Origin of the sequence: Streptococcus sp. 1171_SSPC (genome assembly GCF_001069335.1) — a bacterium.
Classification (GTDB): domain Bacteria; phylum Bacillota; class Bacilli; order Lactobacillales; family Streptococcaceae; genus Streptococcus; species Streptococcus xiaochunlingii.
The window spans coordinates 40,080-55,954 of record NZ_JWAK01000007.1 but is presented as its reverse complement, the minus strand read 5'-3'; the positions used below and the strand labels follow the sequence as shown (position 1 = coordinate 55,954).

The following is a 15,875-nucleotide window of genomic DNA, read 5'->3' as shown; positions in this document are numbered from 1 at the left end:
GATGATTTGTATCAGAATATAATTGTAAAAGAGGTATAAGATGGTATTAACAGAACAAAAACGCAACTATTTAGAAAAATTGAGCACCAAAGAGGGTGTGATCTCAGCCTTGGCCTTTGACCAACGTGGTGCCTTGAAACGCCTCATGGCTCAATATCAAGACACAGAACCAACAGTAGCTCAAATGGAAGAATTGAAGGTCTTGGTGGCTGAAGAATTGACGCCATTCGCATCTTCTATGCTCTTGGACCCTGAGTATGGCCTTCCAGCGACCAAGGTCTTGGATGCAGAAGCAGGTCTCTTGTTGGCTTATGAAAAAACTGGCTACGACACTTCTAGCACAAAACGTCTGCCAGACTGCCTTAACCTTTGGTCAGCTAAACGCATCAAAGAACAGGGCGCAGATGCAGTGAAATTCTTGCTCTACTATGATGTGGATAGTGCAGAAGAACTCAACCAAGAAAAACAAGCCTACATCGAACGCATTGGTTCAGAATGTGCTGCAGAAGAAATTCCATTCTTCCTTGAAATCTTGGCTTATGATGAAACTATTGCGGATGCCGGATCTGTAGAATATGCGAAAGTAAAACCTCGTAAGGTCATCGAAGCTATGAAAGTCTTCTCAGACCCACGCTTCAACATCGATGTCTTGAAGGTAGAAGTGCCAGTCAATGTCAAATACGTTGAAGGTTTTGGAGATGGAGAAATCGTTCATAGCCGTGAAGAAGCTGCTGCCTTCTTTAAAGAACAAGAAGAAGCAACTAACCTTCCATACATCTACTTGAGTGCAGGTGTTTCTGCCAAACTTTTCCAAGAAACCCTCGTCTTTGCGCATGAAGCAGGCGCGAACTTCAACGGGGTCCTTTGTGGTCGTGCAACTTGGGCTGGATCTGTAGAAGCCTACATCAAGAATGGCGAAGCAGCAGCTCGTGAATGGTTGCGTACCGAAGGTCGTCGCAACATTGAAGAACTTAACCAAGTCTTGGACCAAGTCGCAACTTCTTGGAAAGAGCGTATTTAACAGTGTAGACCACCCCTTTAACGATGGGCGTTCGAATTTCCTTGAATAGCTCAGAGAATACAACGATAAACAGCTATTTGTTAGAAAAAAACAAAAAAGTTAAAAAGTTGTTAAGAAAGGGTTTACAAAAACAAAAGCGTGTGCTATACTTAATCCATAAGTGAATACAAGGTGAGTGTTAGTAAGTTAGATTACGCATGATCACAGATGAATTAGGGAAGACTCTCTCTAATCTCATTTGTGATCATTTTTTATACCTCAAACCTTGAATAAACTAGTAAGGAGAGTACCATGTATCGGATTTTAAATCCACTCAATCACAATGTTGCTCTGGTGAGAAATGACAAAGGGGAAGAACTGATTGTCATTGGAAAAGGAATTGTTTTTGGGAAAAAGAAGGGTGACCTAGTTCCAAAAGAAAAGGTAGAAAAACTCTTTCGGATGAAAACAGAGGAATCCAGAGAGAACTTTATGACCCTGCTAAAAGACGTTCCTTTAGACTTCATCACAGTGACCTACGAGATGATTGATTACTTGAGCAAAAAGTATCACTACCCTGTTCAAGAATATATCTATGTGACCTTGACCGACCACATGTTTTGCTCTTACCAGGCAGTGACTCAAGGTAGGTATAAGGAAAGTAATCTTTTGGATATCTCAGAAAACTATCCAGTGGCTTTTGAGATTGCTAAAGAGGCAGTTGATATTTATCGGGATAAGCTCACGACTAGCTTCCCCGAAGATGAGGTCACTCGCATTGCGTATCACTTCATCAACGCAGAAGGTGAAAATGAAGTAGAAGTCGTAGATTCCATGGACCAACGCAAAGAAATCTTAAAAGGCGTGGAAGAGGTTCTGAATAGTTATTCAATCAAACGGACTGAAGCCAACAACAATTTTTATGATCGCTTCATGATTCATCTCAACTACTTCTTGGATTACCTAGATCGCAATCGCGATGATAATCAATCGCTTTTAGATATGGAGGAACATATCAAAAGTTCTTATCCATTAGCTTTTGAGATTGGTTCCAAGATTTATGATGTAATTTCTAGGGAGACCGGGGTTGACTTGTACAAGAGTGAACGGGTCTACTTGGTCTTACACATTCAACGCTTATTGTAACAACTATTAAATATTAAGAAATTCAAATTGGAGGAATTGGTCATGACCAAAGAAGAAATGACATTATTAGGTTTCGAGATCGTTGCGTATGCAGGGGATGCTCGCTCTAAACTCTTGGAAGCCCTTAAGGCGGCTGAAAAGGGTGAATTCGCTCAGGCTGAAAGCTTGGTAGAAGAAGCAGGAAGCTGTATCGCAGAGGCTCACAAATCTCAAACAACTATGCTAGCGCAAGAAGCAGCAGGAGAAGACCTCCCCTACAGCATTACCATGATGCATGGGCAGGACCACTTAATGACAACAATCCTATTAAAAGATGTGATTCATCATCTCATTGAACTATACAAAAGAGGAGCAAAATAATGCATAAATTAATTGAATTGATTGAGAAAGGAAAACCTTTCTTCGAGAAGATTTCTCGCAATAAATATTTGCGTGCCATCCGTGATGGGTTTATCGCAGGGATGCCAGTCATCTTATTCTCATCTATCTTTATCTTGATTGCCTATGTTCCAAATGCATGGGGCTTCCATTGGTCAAAAGAAATTGAAAACTTCTTGATGACACCTTATAGCTATTCGATGGGAATTCTGGCTTTCTTCGTAGGTGGAACTACAGCCAAAGCTCTGACAGATTCTGTCAACCGTGACCTACCTGCAACAAACCAGATCAACTTCTTGTCAACCATGTTGGCTTCTATGGTTGGATTCCTTTTAATGGCAGCTGAACCAGCGAAAGAAGGAGGTTTTCTGACTGCCTTTATGGGAACAAAAGGTCTTTTGACAGCCTTTATCGCAGCCTTTGTCACTGTTAATGTTTATAAAGTCTGCGTGAAAAATAATGTGACTATTCGCATGCCAGACGAAGTTCCACCAAATATCTCTCAAGTATTTAAAGACTTGATCCCATTCACTGTATCTGTTGTTCTCCTTTATGGACTTGAATTGATTGTGAAGGGAAGTCTGGGTGTAACAGTAGCTGAATCTATTGGTACCCTCCTTGCGCCTCTCTTCTCAGCAGCAGATGGCTATCTTGGAATCACGCTTATTTTTGGTGCGTATGCTTTCTTCTGGTTTGTGGGAATCCACGGCCCTTCTATCGTAGAGCCTGCGATTGCAGCGATCACTTACGCAAATATCGATGCCAACTTGGCTCTGTCTCAAGCTGGTCAACATGCAGATAAGGTTATTACTTCTGGTACTCAAATGTTTATCGTTACCATGGGTGGTACTGGTGCAACCTTGATTGTTCCCTTCCTATTCATGTGGTTGTGTAAATCAGAACGGAACCGTGCAATCGGACGTGCTTCTGTTGTTCCTACATTCTTCGGTGTAAACGAACCAATCTTGTTTGGTGCACCTATCGTATTGAATCCGATCTTCTTTATTCCATTCATTTTTGCACCAATTGCCAACGTTTGGATCTTCAAATTCTTTGTTGATACCTTGGGAATGAACTCCTTCACGGCTAACCTTCCATGGGTTACTCCTGGACCTTTGGGGATTGTCCTTGGTACAAACTTCCAAGTTCTCTCCTTCATCCTTGCAGCTCTTCTAGTAGTAGTAGACGTGGTTATTTACTACCCATTTGTGAAGGTTTACGATGAGCAAATTCTTGAAGAAGAGCGCTCTGGTAAAGCCAATGATGATTTGAAAGAAAAAGTCGCTGCAAACTTTAACACTGCTAAAGCAGACGCTATTCTTGAAAAAGCAGGTGTTGAAGATGCACCAGCTGAAAATACCATTACAGAAGAAACTAATGTCTTGGTTCTCTGTGCCGGTGGCGGTACTAGTGGACTCCTTGCCAACGCCTTGAACAAGGCTGCGGCAGAATACAATGTTCCTGTGAAGGCTGCTGCAGGTGGTTACGGTGCTCACCGTGAAATGTTGCCAGAATTTGACCTTGTTATCCTTGCCCCTCAAGTAGCTTCAAACTATGAAGATATGAAGGCTGAAACAGATAAACTAGGCATCAAATTGGCGAAGACAGAAGGTGCTCAGTACATTAAATTGACACGCGATGGACAAGGTGCTCTAGCCTTTGTTCAAGCTCAATTCGATTAACGATAGGGACTGTGAAACAGTCTCCTATCGTAACGGAAATCGCTATGGCGATTTTCCTAATCGACTTGTTAATTCGTCGGTAAAAATATATCGTTTTTACCTCCTCATGTCACAATTCGGTGGCTTGGAACAAGAAGTGAGATGGAGATGGATGGCTCACTAACTCCTCTCCCCTCACTTTTCATTATATCCAATCAAGAAATAGGTGAAAAAATGACAAAAACACTTCCTAAAGATTTTATTTTTGGAGGGGCAACGGCTGCCTATCAAGCAGAAGGAGCTACCTATACTGACGGAAAAGGACCAGTTGCTTGGGACAAATACTTAGCTGATAACTATTGGTATACAGCAGAACCAGCAAGCGATTTCTACCATAAATATCCAGTAGACTTACAGTTGGCTGAAGAATATGGCGTAAACGGAATTCGTATTTCTATTGCTTGGTCACGTATTTTCCCAACTGGCTATGGTGAAGTCAATCCAAAAGGGGTAGAATTCTATCATAAGTTATTTGCGGAATGCCACAAACGTCATGTAGAACCATTCGTAACTCTTCACCACTTTGATACTCCTGAAGCTCTTCACTCAAACGGAGACTTCTTGAATCGTGAAAATATCGAACACTTCGTAGATTATGCTGCTTTCTGTTTTGAAGAATTCCCAGAAGTCAACTACTGGACAACCTTCAATGAAATCGGCCCAATCGGTGATGGTCAATACTTGGTCGGTAAATTCCCACCAGGTATTCAATATGACCTTGCCAAAGTTTTCCAATCACACCACAATATGATGGTTTCTCATGCACGTGCTGTGAAATTGTATAAAGACAAAGGGTATGAAGGTGAAATTGGAGTTGTGCACGCTCTTCCAACTAAGTATCCGTTGGATCCAGAAAATCCAGCAGACATTCGGGCGGCTGAATTGGAAGATATCATCCACAACAAATTTATCTTGGATGCTACTTACCTTGGACACTATTCCGATAAAACCATGGAAGGTGTAAACCACATTCTTTCAGTTAATGGTGGTGAGTTGGATCTTCGAGACGAAGACTTTGTGGCACTTGAAGCAGCTAAAGACCTGAATGACTTCCTTGGAATTAACTACTACATGAGTGATTGGATGGAAGCATTTGATGGTGAAACTGAAATCATCCACAACGGTAAAGGGGAAAAAGGAAGCTCTAAGTACCAAATTAAAGGTGTTGGTCGTCGTGTAGCTCCTGACTATGTACCTCGCACTGACTGGGACTGGATCATCTACCCTCAAGGTTTGTATGATCAAATCATGCGTGTTAAGAAAGATTATCCAAACTACAAAAAGATCTACATCACCGAAAACGGGCTGGGATACAAAGATGAGTTTGTGGACAACACTGTTTACGATGATGGCCGGATTGATTATGTGAAGCAACACTTGGAAGTCTTGTCCGATGCTATTGCGGATGGAGCCAATGTCAAAGGTTACTTCATCTGGTCCCTCATGGACGTCTTCTCTTGGTCAAATGGTTACGAAAAACGCTATGGTCTCTTTTATGTGGACTTTGAAACGCAAGAACGTTATCCTAAGAAATCTGCACATTGGTACAAGAAAGTAGCAGAAAGCCAAGTGATTGAATAAAGAAATAAACATGTAAGAAGGCTTATCCGTAAGGGTAGGTCTTTTTTGGTTCTCTTATTTGGAAAAGTGTTTATTGTAAACAAAACAATTCAATCATTTCTAGTAATAATTTTTTGTTTGAAGGGCCAATATAGTTTTTACATGATATAATTAAATTGTTGAGTTAATATTAGGATGTTATAATGGAGATTGATAATTGGAGTATTCGTCTAGGAGATGAATTAAAGAAATAAATAAAGCCTGGAAGTAAGGTGAAGATTGCTGCTGCAACGTTTTCGATGTTTGCCTTTCAACAGTTAAAGGAAGAACTTGAAACGATCGAGGAGTTAAAATTTATCTTTACAAATCCAACCTTTAATGAAATCCTGAAAATACAGACAAATAAGAATGATGGATTCAACATAACTTTTGAAGATGAAGGTAAAAATCGATCACAAAATATTCAGAAATCAAAAAATAAAATTGGTGCTTTAGGGGAGGAAATAGTTTTTGATTTTTTGATGAAACTAGCCCAACAAGAAGGATTAGCTACTCCAGTACATGTCTCTATAGAAGAAGGTGATGGTCTAGGTTACGATATTCGGTATTGGGACAAGGATGGAAAGGAGATCCATGTCGAAGTAAAAACAACAACGAGTAGCTATGTAGATGGTTTTGAGATGACTCGAAATGAAATAGAAGCGTCATTGAACACAAACTATGATTATCAAATTTATAGAGTCTATGATCTTCAGGTTAAAACAAAAGACTGTAAAATTAAAATATATAAGGGGCCTGTAGATGATGAGAAGTTTATACTTGAAACAACGAAGGTAGTAGTGTTTCAAAAATAGTAGTTTTAAGTGATTGTGTATAGAGCCATTTTAGGTTTTGTCATTATTTTAATATTTAAATTGAAATAGTATCATAGACTGCTAATTTAAAAGATAGGGATAATATAATGAATTTTTTCAAAAAAACTTTTATAACTCAACCAATGTTACCAAATTTCTTTTTAACAATACTTGTCAATGGTATTGTAATATACATAACATTAATGTTAATGTCATTATTATTATTTAAATTTTTGATATATAACAATATAGAGTTGGTCATGGTGACTATGATTAACCTAGTCCTTTTCTTTTATTTTATTCGTGTCAGTGCTCAAACGGATAGGGAAGAGCTTGGAAACATATTTCAACAGTTAAAAAGACCCGCTATAATCTTTTCAAAAAAGAAGTTTATAAATATTTTAATTTGTTTTCTATATTATATATCAATTGGACTGTTAATTGTAGAGGATTTCAAAGTAATAAATATTAACTTACATTTAATAGAAATTTTTATATTGAACGTAAAAACAATAGTAACTATTATAATTGGACTTTTAATTTGTTTAGTTGTTTTATTTCTATTTCGATTTGTATATCAATTAATTGGAATTTCTCCATGGATAGTGATTGGCTTTTCTTCAATATTAATAATTTTCAGTTCACTAATCGGTATAGAAAACTCACCTTTGAGTTGGACATTTTTAATGTTAATATTTGGAACGATTACGACTCAATTTACAAGTATAGATATAAAATATTTTTTTCCAGAAAAATATAGGGATAAAATAGATAATAATGAAAAGATCAAGGAAAAATTGAGTAGAATTAAATATTCAACTATTATATATATTCCAATTTTATATATTTCATTATTATTTTCGGAAAAAATTTCAGTGAGTAATAATTTTATTTACTTAGTTAATAAAATGACCTCCTCTCATTACGAGGAGGCTTCTCAAGAATTTTTTTCGATATATACTTTCTTTTCTGGAATATTAAAACTAATTTTTATTACTTTAGGTTGGATTGTTTTTATAGAATACAAAGATATATTTTTAACTAAAGTTACAAGAAGTCTGATAGGAAAAGTTAAGGAGATTGAAAATTTATCGATTAGTAATGGGAAATATTATAAAATAAGGTGTAGCAAAAGGAAATGGAATATTGATAAAAGTGTTTTTTTATTGAAAAAACAAAATAGTAGTACTGAAAATGAATCTCAAAAGATACGTGATAAATTTATATTGTCAAAAGAGTCATGGCTCTCTTTAAACACTAATAGATCAATTAAAGTGATTTCTAATGATATAGTGAAAGTAGATAATGATTACTTTATACATAATGAATCAAATATTTTAAATAAGTTTGAAAAAATAGATAAACGTACAAGAAAGATAATACTTGGACAACTCGATTTAACAGTTTTAATTATTGTTTCTATGTTTTTCTCAGTTCTTGTTTTATCAAATTTGCTCTTGGATGTAGATATGAAAAAAGTACCAAATGGTGTTTTTTACTACAATAATAGTGGACAGACTACAGATAGGATTTATTTCTTTGAGGATAAAATAAGTCACGTAAAAGATAATATTCAGTACTTTAACTCTACCAGATCACTTAAAAAAGTGTTTCCTATAGTTACGAATTATAAATATGATAAAGTTTCCATGACGATTAAAGATGAAAAACATAATATAGTTGGTGAGCTTAATAAAATGACAAAAATTATAGATATGAAAGATGAGGATGGAAATAAAAAAACATATATTGAGATTAAGTAGTTATTCAATCATATAATATCCAATTATTTATAATTGTTCTGCAAAATTGTCGGTAATATACATGAAAAATAGATACGATAATGGCTAAAACTTTCCGGAAAAGATACATTTTTCGGAAAGATATCCTATAAAAATTTGACAAATTTGTATTATTTTAATAAGATACAATTGTTACAAGTTCTTGGTTTTTGGCATAGGAAGTGCCTAGAAGGAGGACGAAATAATGAATGTCGATTGGACAAAAGTTATTTTAGCTCTATTTGAGCTTGTAACAGTTTCTATTGATTCGCATAAGGAAATTACTCTTGCTAGACTAGCTAATGAAGTAAAGTCATAGAATCAATAGAGAAACATATAGCATATGAGCTCAGCTCATATGCTTTTTTTAGAAAGGATAAGATATGGGAATTGCTTCTTTTGATAATCAAGATTATGAATTAATTTTATCTAATTTAATTTGTGATATCTATTATTCAGAGATTAGTTATGGAAGTAAAATTGTACTACTAAGAAAATTGACTGAGATACTGGCCCGTAAATTTTTAGATTTAGGGGCAGGCGAACCATTGGAATTGGGGGATATAACTACCAACAAAAAAAACGGAAAGAATAAAGTAACGGAACAATATAATAAAATTGATAAACTAATTGTTAAAGACTTTGAAAAAACTATAAATAGATTAAGAGAAATCGGGAACAAACACACGCATACTAGGAATATATTAAACGCAGGAATTGATGAGTTAATTGAAGCAGAGAATTCAATTTGGGATTTATTTTCATATTTGTTTGTTCAATATTTTTTGAAGTATGGTCTGAATTTAAAATCAGATAAAAATGTTTTATCTTTTTTCTCCTTATTACCTCCGGAAATTAGATTTAGAACGTTAAAAAAATTGGTAGAAGTAAAAGGTTTTGATAACATTCAATTGTTAGACAAATTTCTTTTATCAATTGTGAAAACTAGAGGGGTTAATAAAGCTAGATCTTGGTTGACCAGTAATCAAGAACAGTTTCAAAATATGAATTATCCTTCTGAGGAAGAAATTGTTGAGTACGAAGAAGACTTTTGTCCAGATGATTTACCTCTTAAACTGAGAGAATATACTAATGCTTATGCTCTGTTAACATCAGTCTTAAAAAATATGAACGTTAGTTTAGCAGAGCATGGATTGTATAAAAATTTTGAGACAGCTATAGTGGAGTATGAAAAATACGATTTAGACTTTTACTTATCAAGTTCAGAAGAACAGGAAAAATTTAAAGATCTTTTAAATTTTTGCTTTATTGGAAGAGTTTCTGTTATTTAGTGTAGGGGGGTATTTAAAATCTACTCATCCAAGTTTATAAAAATTTTTAATTTGAGTTCATAAATCTAAAATTTATTATCATACATTAATCTCATAATAAAAATACCCCAAAAGTTAGATTTTTTCTGTATAACTTTTGGGGTACAGTTCACTGTTATCTATTTTTTTTATTAAATCCATTGACAACAAAAGGGATCAGTGCACCAATTATAGTACCTGCAATAGCAGCAGACTTAGAGGATACAATTAATTTAGAAGCCTGAGAGATTTCATCAAAATCTAGATTTTCTGCTTCAGCTTTAGACAATACTTCTAATAACATTTCAGCACGCTTAGCTCGATCAGAGTCGGTTGACTTTAGTTTTTCAATTTCAAAATCAACTACTGTTCGTATTGCAATGTAATGTAGTTTGGTTAGTTTGCTATTTTTTGTTTCTAGATTACTAATAGTTTGTTTAGTGACACCAATAAGATTACCTAAATCTTCACTTGTCCAATTTAATATTTCTCTGATAGACTTTAAATTGTCTTGCAGTATTTGTCTTGTTCTCTCATTTGAGGGATATTTTTCTTTTTTCATTTCACGGCACCTACAATTCTGTATTTACATTATAACAGAAATTTGGACTATAAAAAAGCATTGTTTGTGTCAAAAATATAATTTAAATAAAAAATAATTGACAAAAGAAAAACAATGGACTATAATATCGGTATTCTTAAGAAAGTGAGGAATAAAGTTATGATTAGCTTATTAAAAATAAAGTGAGTCATATGTTTGTTCTAGTTTCTGTGTCAGAAGCATGACCAGAAGTTTTTTGAGGTAGTGTATACCCTGCCGTTCCATTATAGGAGGAAAGTCAGAATGAATTTACAAGTAATGCTTAATATTGTGTTGATTATTGGAATGATCTATTTTGTTGTTAGAAGATATATTATTGCATCAAAATTTACAGATTATATGATTAAGAATGGTGGGGAAGAAATTGAATTTATAAAAGAGAACAACTTGAGTTTCTCTGAATGTGTAAAATTGCTTAATAAAAAACATAAAATTGGGATAGTCAATGCATTTTCTGTTGTAAACTGTTTAAGAGAAAAGTAAGATGATCCTTTAATTTCGTTAATAAAAATAGTCGAAGTAACAGTATTTGCTATGGATCAGGCTGAGTCTGATAATGTAGAAGCTTCATATACTTGTTTATTAAAAATAGGAGTTTATATTATGTCAAAATTATACGAATGTAGTGAGTGTGGTGAGTTGTTTTCCAAGCATGAAATTGATTGGGAAGGTAGCGATGAAAGCTATGAGTCTTATTATTGTCATGACTGTTCTAGGTTTCTAGAGCAATGTGGAATTGATGCAATGGATCCTGATGGATTTGGGTATGACGAATATGGAAACTGGGATTCTGAACGATTAGGATTATAAATACCTTTGAAAAACTCCTATCGCCTCTTCGTCCGTCCCCTTGTTAGATATTTATAACAGTCTTAAAAAATCACATAAGAAAGTGTAAGAATGAAGTTAATACCGTACATTTTTATAAATAGAAATTTATTGTCTGTTACCGGCACAAAAAAAGAAGTGTTTTCTAAATGTCTCAAAATTGCAAGTAAATATGGAAAAGTGATAGGCAGTGATGAAATGTTTGGGGATATTTATCTTAAAACAAAACTAAATCTGCGCCAGTTACATTTTCCAAGAGAAATAAAAATATCGGTTGCTGCCACTGAGGTTCAAGATTTGACTATTATAAGGTTTGGTGATAGGTATGATTATACTAGTTCATGGCTTAAGGACGTTTTTGGGAAAGAATTCTTTAAAAAATGAAAACCTGTATATAGTTATAATGAAGAGCTTCAAAACCATACTGGAACTTCCCTAAATTATCAAGCTAATATCAATTTTTTGAAATTTTAGTTGCGTAAGGATGCCCTTAAATACTGTTATGAAGCTATTTTTAAATCAATTGAAAATAATGCTTTCCAAACCAGGTCTTACGATAATATAGAGGTTTACAATATAATGGGAAGTACGGCAATTAATCAACTATATTCAGAAAACAAAGCTTAATCTTGCTTGAAACGTTATTAATTAGAGGTTTATCCGTAAGGATAAGCCTTTTTTGTTGGTGTTGGAGATGATTATTTATCTCTTTTATTATTGCAACAAAAATATCTAAGTCATATTGCTAAAACTCTCTAAAACTTGTACAATAACGCTATGAAAAAATTTAAACAGTGGAGTTGGATCCTTTGTGGCTTTCTTATTCTCTTTTTAGGTGCTACATTTATGTTTCATCAAGTCAGTTTGCAAAAAGAAGGGAAGCTACTCACACCCATAGGTAAACAGGTTACGGTCAATGGCCATCAAATGAATGTCTCGATTACTGGAGAAGGGCCTGAAACAATCGTGTTACTTTCAGGTGCTGGCATCGCCTCCCCTATCCTAGACTTTAAGAATCTATCAGATTCCCTATCCAAAAAATACAAAGTTGTTGTCGTGGAGCGAGCAGGATATGGTTTTAGTGAAGATAGTGATCGTTCAAGAGATGTGATGGAGGTCCTTTCTGAGACCCGTCAAGCTTTGGCGCAAGCTCATGTTTCGGGGCCTTATGTGATTGTTTCTCATTCAATGGCTAGCCTTGAGAGCCTTGCTTGGCAAGAGAAATATCCTAATGAAGTGAAAGCCTTGGTTGGTCTGGATTGGGCATTACCAGCAAGTTATGAGGATTTAAAGGATAATCAGGCCTTGCTTACTGTGGCTTATTGGAGCAGTAAGATTGGCTTATTGCGCTATTTCCCTGAGTCCTTTTATATAAAAAATCCAACTCTGACTGAAACTGAACGACAACAATATAAATTACTAGCATATAAGCAGTTGATGTCACAAGCCATGCTTCATGAATCCCGTTTGGCAAAGGAAAATGCCAAGAAAGTTCCATCTAGCATTAATCCGAAAATTCCAGCCTTACTCCTGGTTTCTAACGGTGAAGGCACGACCTTTAGCCAATCAGAGTGGCAACGTTATGCAGAGAGATTTGCAAGCGATCAGTCTAATGTTCAAGTCGTCTATATGGATGCGCCTCACGACCTCTATCATTATCAAAGCGATGCTATTGTTTCTCACATTAAAGAATTTTTGGAGAATAATTGAGGGCTTAAAAATCCATTGAGACTGATGATAATAATTAAATGCTGGAGGATTAACAGTAGAATCGTTAATTTTCTCGATTAAAAAAATTCTTTTTCTTAACAATAAACCTTCTCGTGAGGGTGGTTTTTTTGGTGTCTTAAGGAAACTATTTAACAGAATTTTTGATTAAAAGTTTCATTTTAAGAGAGAAATCTCTAATTTCATAATCAATAAGCAAACGCTTGCAGTCCTATTTTTATTAGATTATAATAGGTTGGTATAAAGCCTTCTGTAATAATATTGAAAAAGTGTAGAAAGTAAGGATTTAGAATATTTGTAGTCAAAAATACAATGTTGCTTCTTACGATAGGGAGATAGATATGGCAATGATAGAAGTGGAACATCTTCAGAAAAATTTTGTGAAGACAGTTAAGGAGCCGGGGTTAAAGGGAGCCTTGCGCTCCTTTATTCATCCTGAAAAGCAGACCTTTGAAGCGGTCAAGGATTTAACTTTTGAAGTTCCAAAAGGGCAGATTTTAGGATTTATCGGGGCAAATGGTGCTGGAAAGTCGACAACCATCAAAATGCTGACAGGAATTTTGAAGCCCACATCTGGCTTTTGTCGGATTAACGGCAAGATTCCCCAGGATAATCGCCAAGATTATGTCAAGGATATTGGAGTCGTTTTCGGACAACGTACCCAGCTATGGTGGGATTTGGCACTGCAAGAGACCTACACGGTTTTGAAGGAGATTTACGATGTGCCAGACTCGCTTTTCCATAAGCGTATGGACTTTTTGAATGAAGTTTTGGATTTGAAGGAATTTATCAAGGATCCTGTGCGGACTCTTTCATTGGGTCAACGGATGCGGGCGGATATTGCGGCTTCCTTGCTTCACAATCCCAAAGTTCTCTTTTTAGATGAGCCGACTATTGGTTTGGATGTGTCGGTCAAGGATAACATTCGACGTGCTATCACCCAGATTAATCAGGAGGAAGAGACAACTATTCTCTTGACCACTCACGACTTGAGCGATATTGAGCAACTCTGTGATCGGATTTTTATGATTGACAAGGGGCAGGAGATTTTTGATGGGACGGTGAGCCAGCTCAAGGAGACCTTTGGCAAGATGAAGACTCTCTCCTTCGATCTGACGCCAGGTCAAAGTCATCTCGTCTCTCATTATGAAGGCTTACCTGATATATCCATTGATAGACAAGGAAATACTCTCAATATTGAATTCGATAGTTCCCGCTACCAGTCGGCCGATATTATCAAGCAAACCTTATCTGATTTTGAAGTCCGTGATTTGAAGATGGTAGATACAGATATTGAAGATATTATCCGTCGCTTCTATCGAAAGGAGCTCTAAGATGGTCAAATTGTGGAGACGTTATAAACCCTTTATCAATGCAGGGATTCAGGAGTTGATTAGCTATCGAGTTAACTTTATTCTCTATCGGATTGGCGATGTCATGGGGGCTTTTGTCGCTTTCTATCTCTGGAAGGCTGTCTTTGACTCCTCCCAGGAGCCTTTGATTCAGGGCTTCAGTATGGCGGATATCACCCTCTACATCATCATGAGTTTTGTGACCAATCTTTTGACCAGGTCTGATAGCTCCTTTATGATTGGTGATGAGGTCAAGGATGGCTCTATTATCATGCGCTTATTAAGACCAGTGCATTTTGCGGCCTCTTATCTTTTCACCGAGCTTGGTTCCAAGTGGTTGATTTTCATCTCTGTTGGCCTGCCATTTTTAAGTGTTATTGTCTTGATGAAAATATTATCTGGACAAGGCATTGTAGAAGTGCTGGGATTAACGATTCTATATCTATTTAGCTTGACGCTGGCCTATCTGATTAACTTTTTCTTCAATATCTGCTTTGGATTTTCAGCCTTTGTATTTAAAAATCTATGGGGTTCCAATCTACTTAAGACTTCCATAGTGGCCTTTATGTCTGGGAGTTTAATTCCCTTGACTTTCTTTCCCAAAGTGGTTTCAGATATTCTGTCCTTCCTGCCTTTTTCATCTTTAATCTACACTCCGGTTATGATCATTGTTGGGAAATACGATGCTAGTCAGATTCTTCAGGCGCTTTTGCTACAGTTTTTCTGGCTCTTAGTGATGGCGGGCTTGTCTCAGTTGATTTGGAAACGAGTCCAGTCCTTTATCACCATCCAGGGAGGTTAGTATGAAAAAATATCAACGTATGCATCTGATTTTTATCAGACAATACATCAAACAAATCATGGAATACAAGGTGGATTTTGTGGTTGGTGTGCTGGGAGTTTTTCTAACTCAAGGCTTGAACCTCTTATTTCTCAATGTCATCTTTCAACACATTCCATCCCTAGAAGGTTGGAGCTTTCAAGAGATAGCATTTATCTATGGCTTCTCCTTGATTCCTAAGGGTTTGGACCATCTCTTTTTTGACAATCTCTGGGCTTTAGGTCAACGACTAGTCCGAAAAGGAGAATTTGACAAGTATCTGACTCGTCCTATCAATCCCCTATTTCATATTCTGGTTGAGACCTTTCAGATTGATGCCTTGGGTGAACTTTTGGTCGGTGGAATTTTACTAGCGACAACGGCGACTAGCATTGCTTGGACTCTTCCAAAATTCCTGATTTTTCTAGTTTGTATTCCTTTTGCGACCTTGATTTATACTTCCTTGAAAATTGCAACAGCCAGTATCGCTTTTTGGACCAAGCAGTCAGGTGCCATGATTTACATTTTCTATATGTTTAATGATTTTGCCAAGTACCCGATTTCCATTTACAATTCGCTCCTTCGTTGGTTAATTAGCTTTATTGTACCTTTCGCCTTTACGGCCTACTATCCTGCCAGCTATTTCTTGCAGGGCAAGGATGGACTCTTTAATATTGGTGGTTTGCTTCTGATTTCTATTATCTTCTTTTGCATCTCTCTGAAACTCTGGGATAGGGGATTAGATGCATACGAAAGTGCAGGTTCGTAAGAGCTAAAGTAAGACTAAAATCAAGAA

16 protein-coding genes are annotated in these 15,875 nt (G+C 36.0%); 15 read left to right on the top strand and 1 reads right to left on the bottom strand.

All coding sequences use genetic code 11. The features are described from left to right. Positions 1-40 precede the first annotated feature (40 nt). From lacD to ADF75_RS00760, 8 genes are all read left to right on the top strand, one after another. Entirely contained in the window at positions 41-1,021 is a 981-nt protein-coding gene (gene lacD, locus ADF75_RS00795) for a tagatose-bisphosphate aldolase (RefSeq protein ID WP_048689162.1), read from the top strand. A 291-nt stretch (positions 1,022-1,312) separates the two neighbouring features. Further along, complete coding sequence (locus tag ADF75_RS00790; protein ID WP_048788782.1) at positions 1,313-2,146, top strand: PRD domain-containing protein; 834 nt, start codon at positions 1,313-1,315, stop codon at positions 2,144-2,146. A gap of 42 nt (positions 2,147-2,188) precedes the next feature. Next, the gene (locus ADF75_RS00785; RefSeq protein ID WP_048788781.1) at positions 2,189-2,506 is read left to right on the top strand and encodes a PTS lactose/cellobiose transporter subunit IIA; all 318 of its coding nucleotides are present in this window, start codon (positions 2,189-2,191) and stop codon (positions 2,504-2,506) included. Then, positions 2,506-4,206 (top strand): lactose-specific PTS transporter subunit EIIC, encoded by a 1,701-nt coding sequence (locus ADF75_RS00780; RefSeq protein WP_048788780.1) that lies wholly within the window; start codon positions 2,506-2,508, stop codon positions 4,204-4,206. The genes ADF75_RS00785 and ADF75_RS00780 overlap by 1 nt, the downstream gene beginning before the upstream one ends. Before the next feature lie 213 nt (positions 4,207-4,419). Next, positions 4,420-5,826 carry a 6-phospho-beta-galactosidase gene (lacG, locus tag ADF75_RS00775; RefSeq protein WP_239665185.1) on the top strand — a complete coding sequence of 469 codons (1,407 nt, stop codon included), beginning with the start codon at positions 4,420-4,422 and terminating at the stop codon, positions 5,824-5,826. A 251-nt stretch (positions 5,827-6,077) separates the two neighbouring features. Beyond that, positions 6,078-6,659 carry a protein NO VEIN domain-containing protein gene (locus ADF75_RS00770; protein ID WP_239665184.1) on the top strand — a complete coding sequence of 194 codons (582 nt, stop codon included), beginning with the start codon at positions 6,078-6,080 and terminating at the stop codon, positions 6,657-6,659. Positions 6,660-6,919: 260 nt separating this feature from the next. Further along, positions 6,920-8,422, top strand: coding sequence for a DUF1097 domain-containing protein (locus tag ADF75_RS00765; protein ID WP_160312446.1), 1,503 nt, complete (start codon positions 6,920-6,922; stop codon positions 8,420-8,422). 401 nt (positions 8,423-8,823) lie between these two features. Then, complete coding sequence (locus ADF75_RS00760) at positions 8,824-9,732, top strand: hypothetical protein (RefSeq protein ID WP_048788777.1); 909 nt, start codon at positions 8,824-8,826, stop codon at positions 9,730-9,732. A 154-nt stretch (positions 9,733-9,886) separates the two neighbouring features. On the opposite strand, the gene ADF75_RS00755 is transcribed toward ADF75_RS00760, so the two are convergent. Continuing rightward, on the bottom strand, positions 9,887-10,312 hold the full coding sequence (locus ADF75_RS00755; protein WP_048788776.1) for a helix-turn-helix transcriptional regulator: 426 nt from the start codon (positions 10,310-10,312) through the stop codon (positions 9,887-9,889). A gap of 282 nt (positions 10,313-10,594) precedes the next feature. Between ADF75_RS00755 and ADF75_RS00750 the strand changes: the two genes are divergently transcribed. From ADF75_RS00750 to ADF75_RS00720, 7 genes are all read left to right on the top strand, one after another. Next, positions 10,595-10,834 carry a hypothetical protein gene (locus ADF75_RS00750; protein ID WP_048788775.1) on the top strand — a complete coding sequence of 80 codons (240 nt, stop codon included), beginning with the start codon at positions 10,595-10,597 and terminating at the stop codon, positions 10,832-10,834. 120 nt (positions 10,835-10,954) lie between these two features. After that, positions 10,955-11,161 carry a hypothetical protein gene (locus ADF75_RS00745; RefSeq protein ID WP_048788774.1) on the top strand — a complete coding sequence of 69 codons (207 nt, stop codon included), beginning with the start codon at positions 10,955-10,957 and terminating at the stop codon, positions 11,159-11,161. A gap of 90 nt (positions 11,162-11,251) precedes the next feature. Next, positions 11,252-11,563, top strand: a complete 312-nt coding sequence (locus tag ADF75_RS00740; RefSeq protein WP_048788773.1) for a hypothetical protein — start codon at positions 11,252-11,254, stop codon at positions 11,561-11,563. A gap of 393 nt (positions 11,564-11,956) precedes the next feature. Beyond that, positions 11,957-12,889 (top strand): alpha/beta fold hydrolase, encoded by a 933-nt coding sequence (locus ADF75_RS00735; RefSeq protein WP_048788772.1) that lies wholly within the window; start codon positions 11,957-11,959, stop codon positions 12,887-12,889. A gap of 359 nt (positions 12,890-13,248) precedes the next feature. After that, complete coding sequence (locus tag ADF75_RS00730) at positions 13,249-14,241, top strand: ABC transporter ATP-binding protein (protein ID WP_048788771.1); 993 nt, start codon at positions 13,249-13,251, stop codon at positions 14,239-14,241. 1 nt (position 14,242) lies between these two features. Continuing rightward, positions 14,243-15,061, top strand: coding sequence for an ABC transporter permease (locus tag ADF75_RS00725; RefSeq protein ID WP_048788770.1), 819 nt, complete (start codon positions 14,243-14,245; stop codon positions 15,059-15,061). 1 nt (position 15,062) lies between these two features. Continuing rightward, complete coding sequence (locus tag ADF75_RS00720; protein WP_048788769.1) at positions 15,063-15,848, top strand: ABC transporter permease; 786 nt, start codon at positions 15,063-15,065, stop codon at positions 15,846-15,848. Positions 15,849-15,875 lie beyond the last annotated feature (27 nt).

What these genes read in the sequence shown, in the direction of transcription:
- ADF75_RS00755 (WP_048788776.1), bottom strand. Translation starts at nt 10,312, where the DNA reads ATGAAAAAAGAAAAATATCCCTCAAATGAGAGAACAAGACAAATACTG.
- ADF75_RS00720 (WP_048788769.1), top strand. Translation starts at nt 15,063, where the DNA reads ATGAAAAAATATCAACGTATGCATCTGATTTTTATCAGACAATACATC.
- lacD (WP_048689162.1), top strand. Translation starts at nt 41, where the DNA reads ATGGTATTAACAGAACAAAAACGCAACTATTTAGAAAAATTGAGCACC.
- ADF75_RS00730 (WP_048788771.1), top strand. Translation starts at nt 13,249, where the DNA reads ATGGCAATGATAGAAGTGGAACATCTTCAGAAAAATTTTGTGAAGACA.
- ADF75_RS00785 (WP_048788781.1), top strand. Translation starts at nt 2,189, where the DNA reads ATGACCAAAGAAGAAATGACATTATTAGGTTTCGAGATCGTTGCGTAT.
- lacG (WP_239665185.1), top strand. Translation starts at nt 4,420, where the DNA reads ATGACAAAAACACTTCCTAAAGATTTTATTTTTGGAGGGGCAACGGCT.
- ADF75_RS00735 (WP_048788772.1), top strand. Translation starts at nt 11,957, where the DNA reads ATGAAAAAATTTAAACAGTGGAGTTGGATCCTTTGTGGCTTTCTTATT.
- ADF75_RS00740 (WP_048788773.1), top strand. Translation starts at nt 11,252, where the DNA reads ATGAAGTTAATACCGTACATTTTTATAAATAGAAATTTATTGTCTGTT.
- ADF75_RS00745 (WP_048788774.1), top strand. Translation starts at nt 10,955, where the DNA reads ATGTCAAAATTATACGAATGTAGTGAGTGTGGTGAGTTGTTTTCCAAG.
- ADF75_RS00760 (WP_048788777.1), top strand. Translation starts at nt 8,824, where the DNA reads ATGGGAATTGCTTCTTTTGATAATCAAGATTATGAATTAATTTTATCT.
- ADF75_RS00790 (WP_048788782.1), top strand. Translation starts at nt 1,313, where the DNA reads ATGTATCGGATTTTAAATCCACTCAATCACAATGTTGCTCTGGTGAGA.
- ADF75_RS00725 (WP_048788770.1), top strand. Translation starts at nt 14,243, where the DNA reads ATGGTCAAATTGTGGAGACGTTATAAACCCTTTATCAATGCAGGGATT.
- ADF75_RS00765 (WP_160312446.1), top strand. Translation starts at nt 6,920, where the DNA reads ATGGTGACTATGATTAACCTAGTCCTTTTCTTTTATTTTATTCGTGTC.
- ADF75_RS00780 (WP_048788780.1), top strand. Translation starts at nt 2,506, where the DNA reads ATGCATAAATTAATTGAATTGATTGAGAAAGGAAAACCTTTCTTCGAG.
- ADF75_RS00750 (WP_048788775.1), top strand. Translation starts at nt 10,595, where the DNA reads ATGAATTTACAAGTAATGCTTAATATTGTGTTGATTATTGGAATGATC.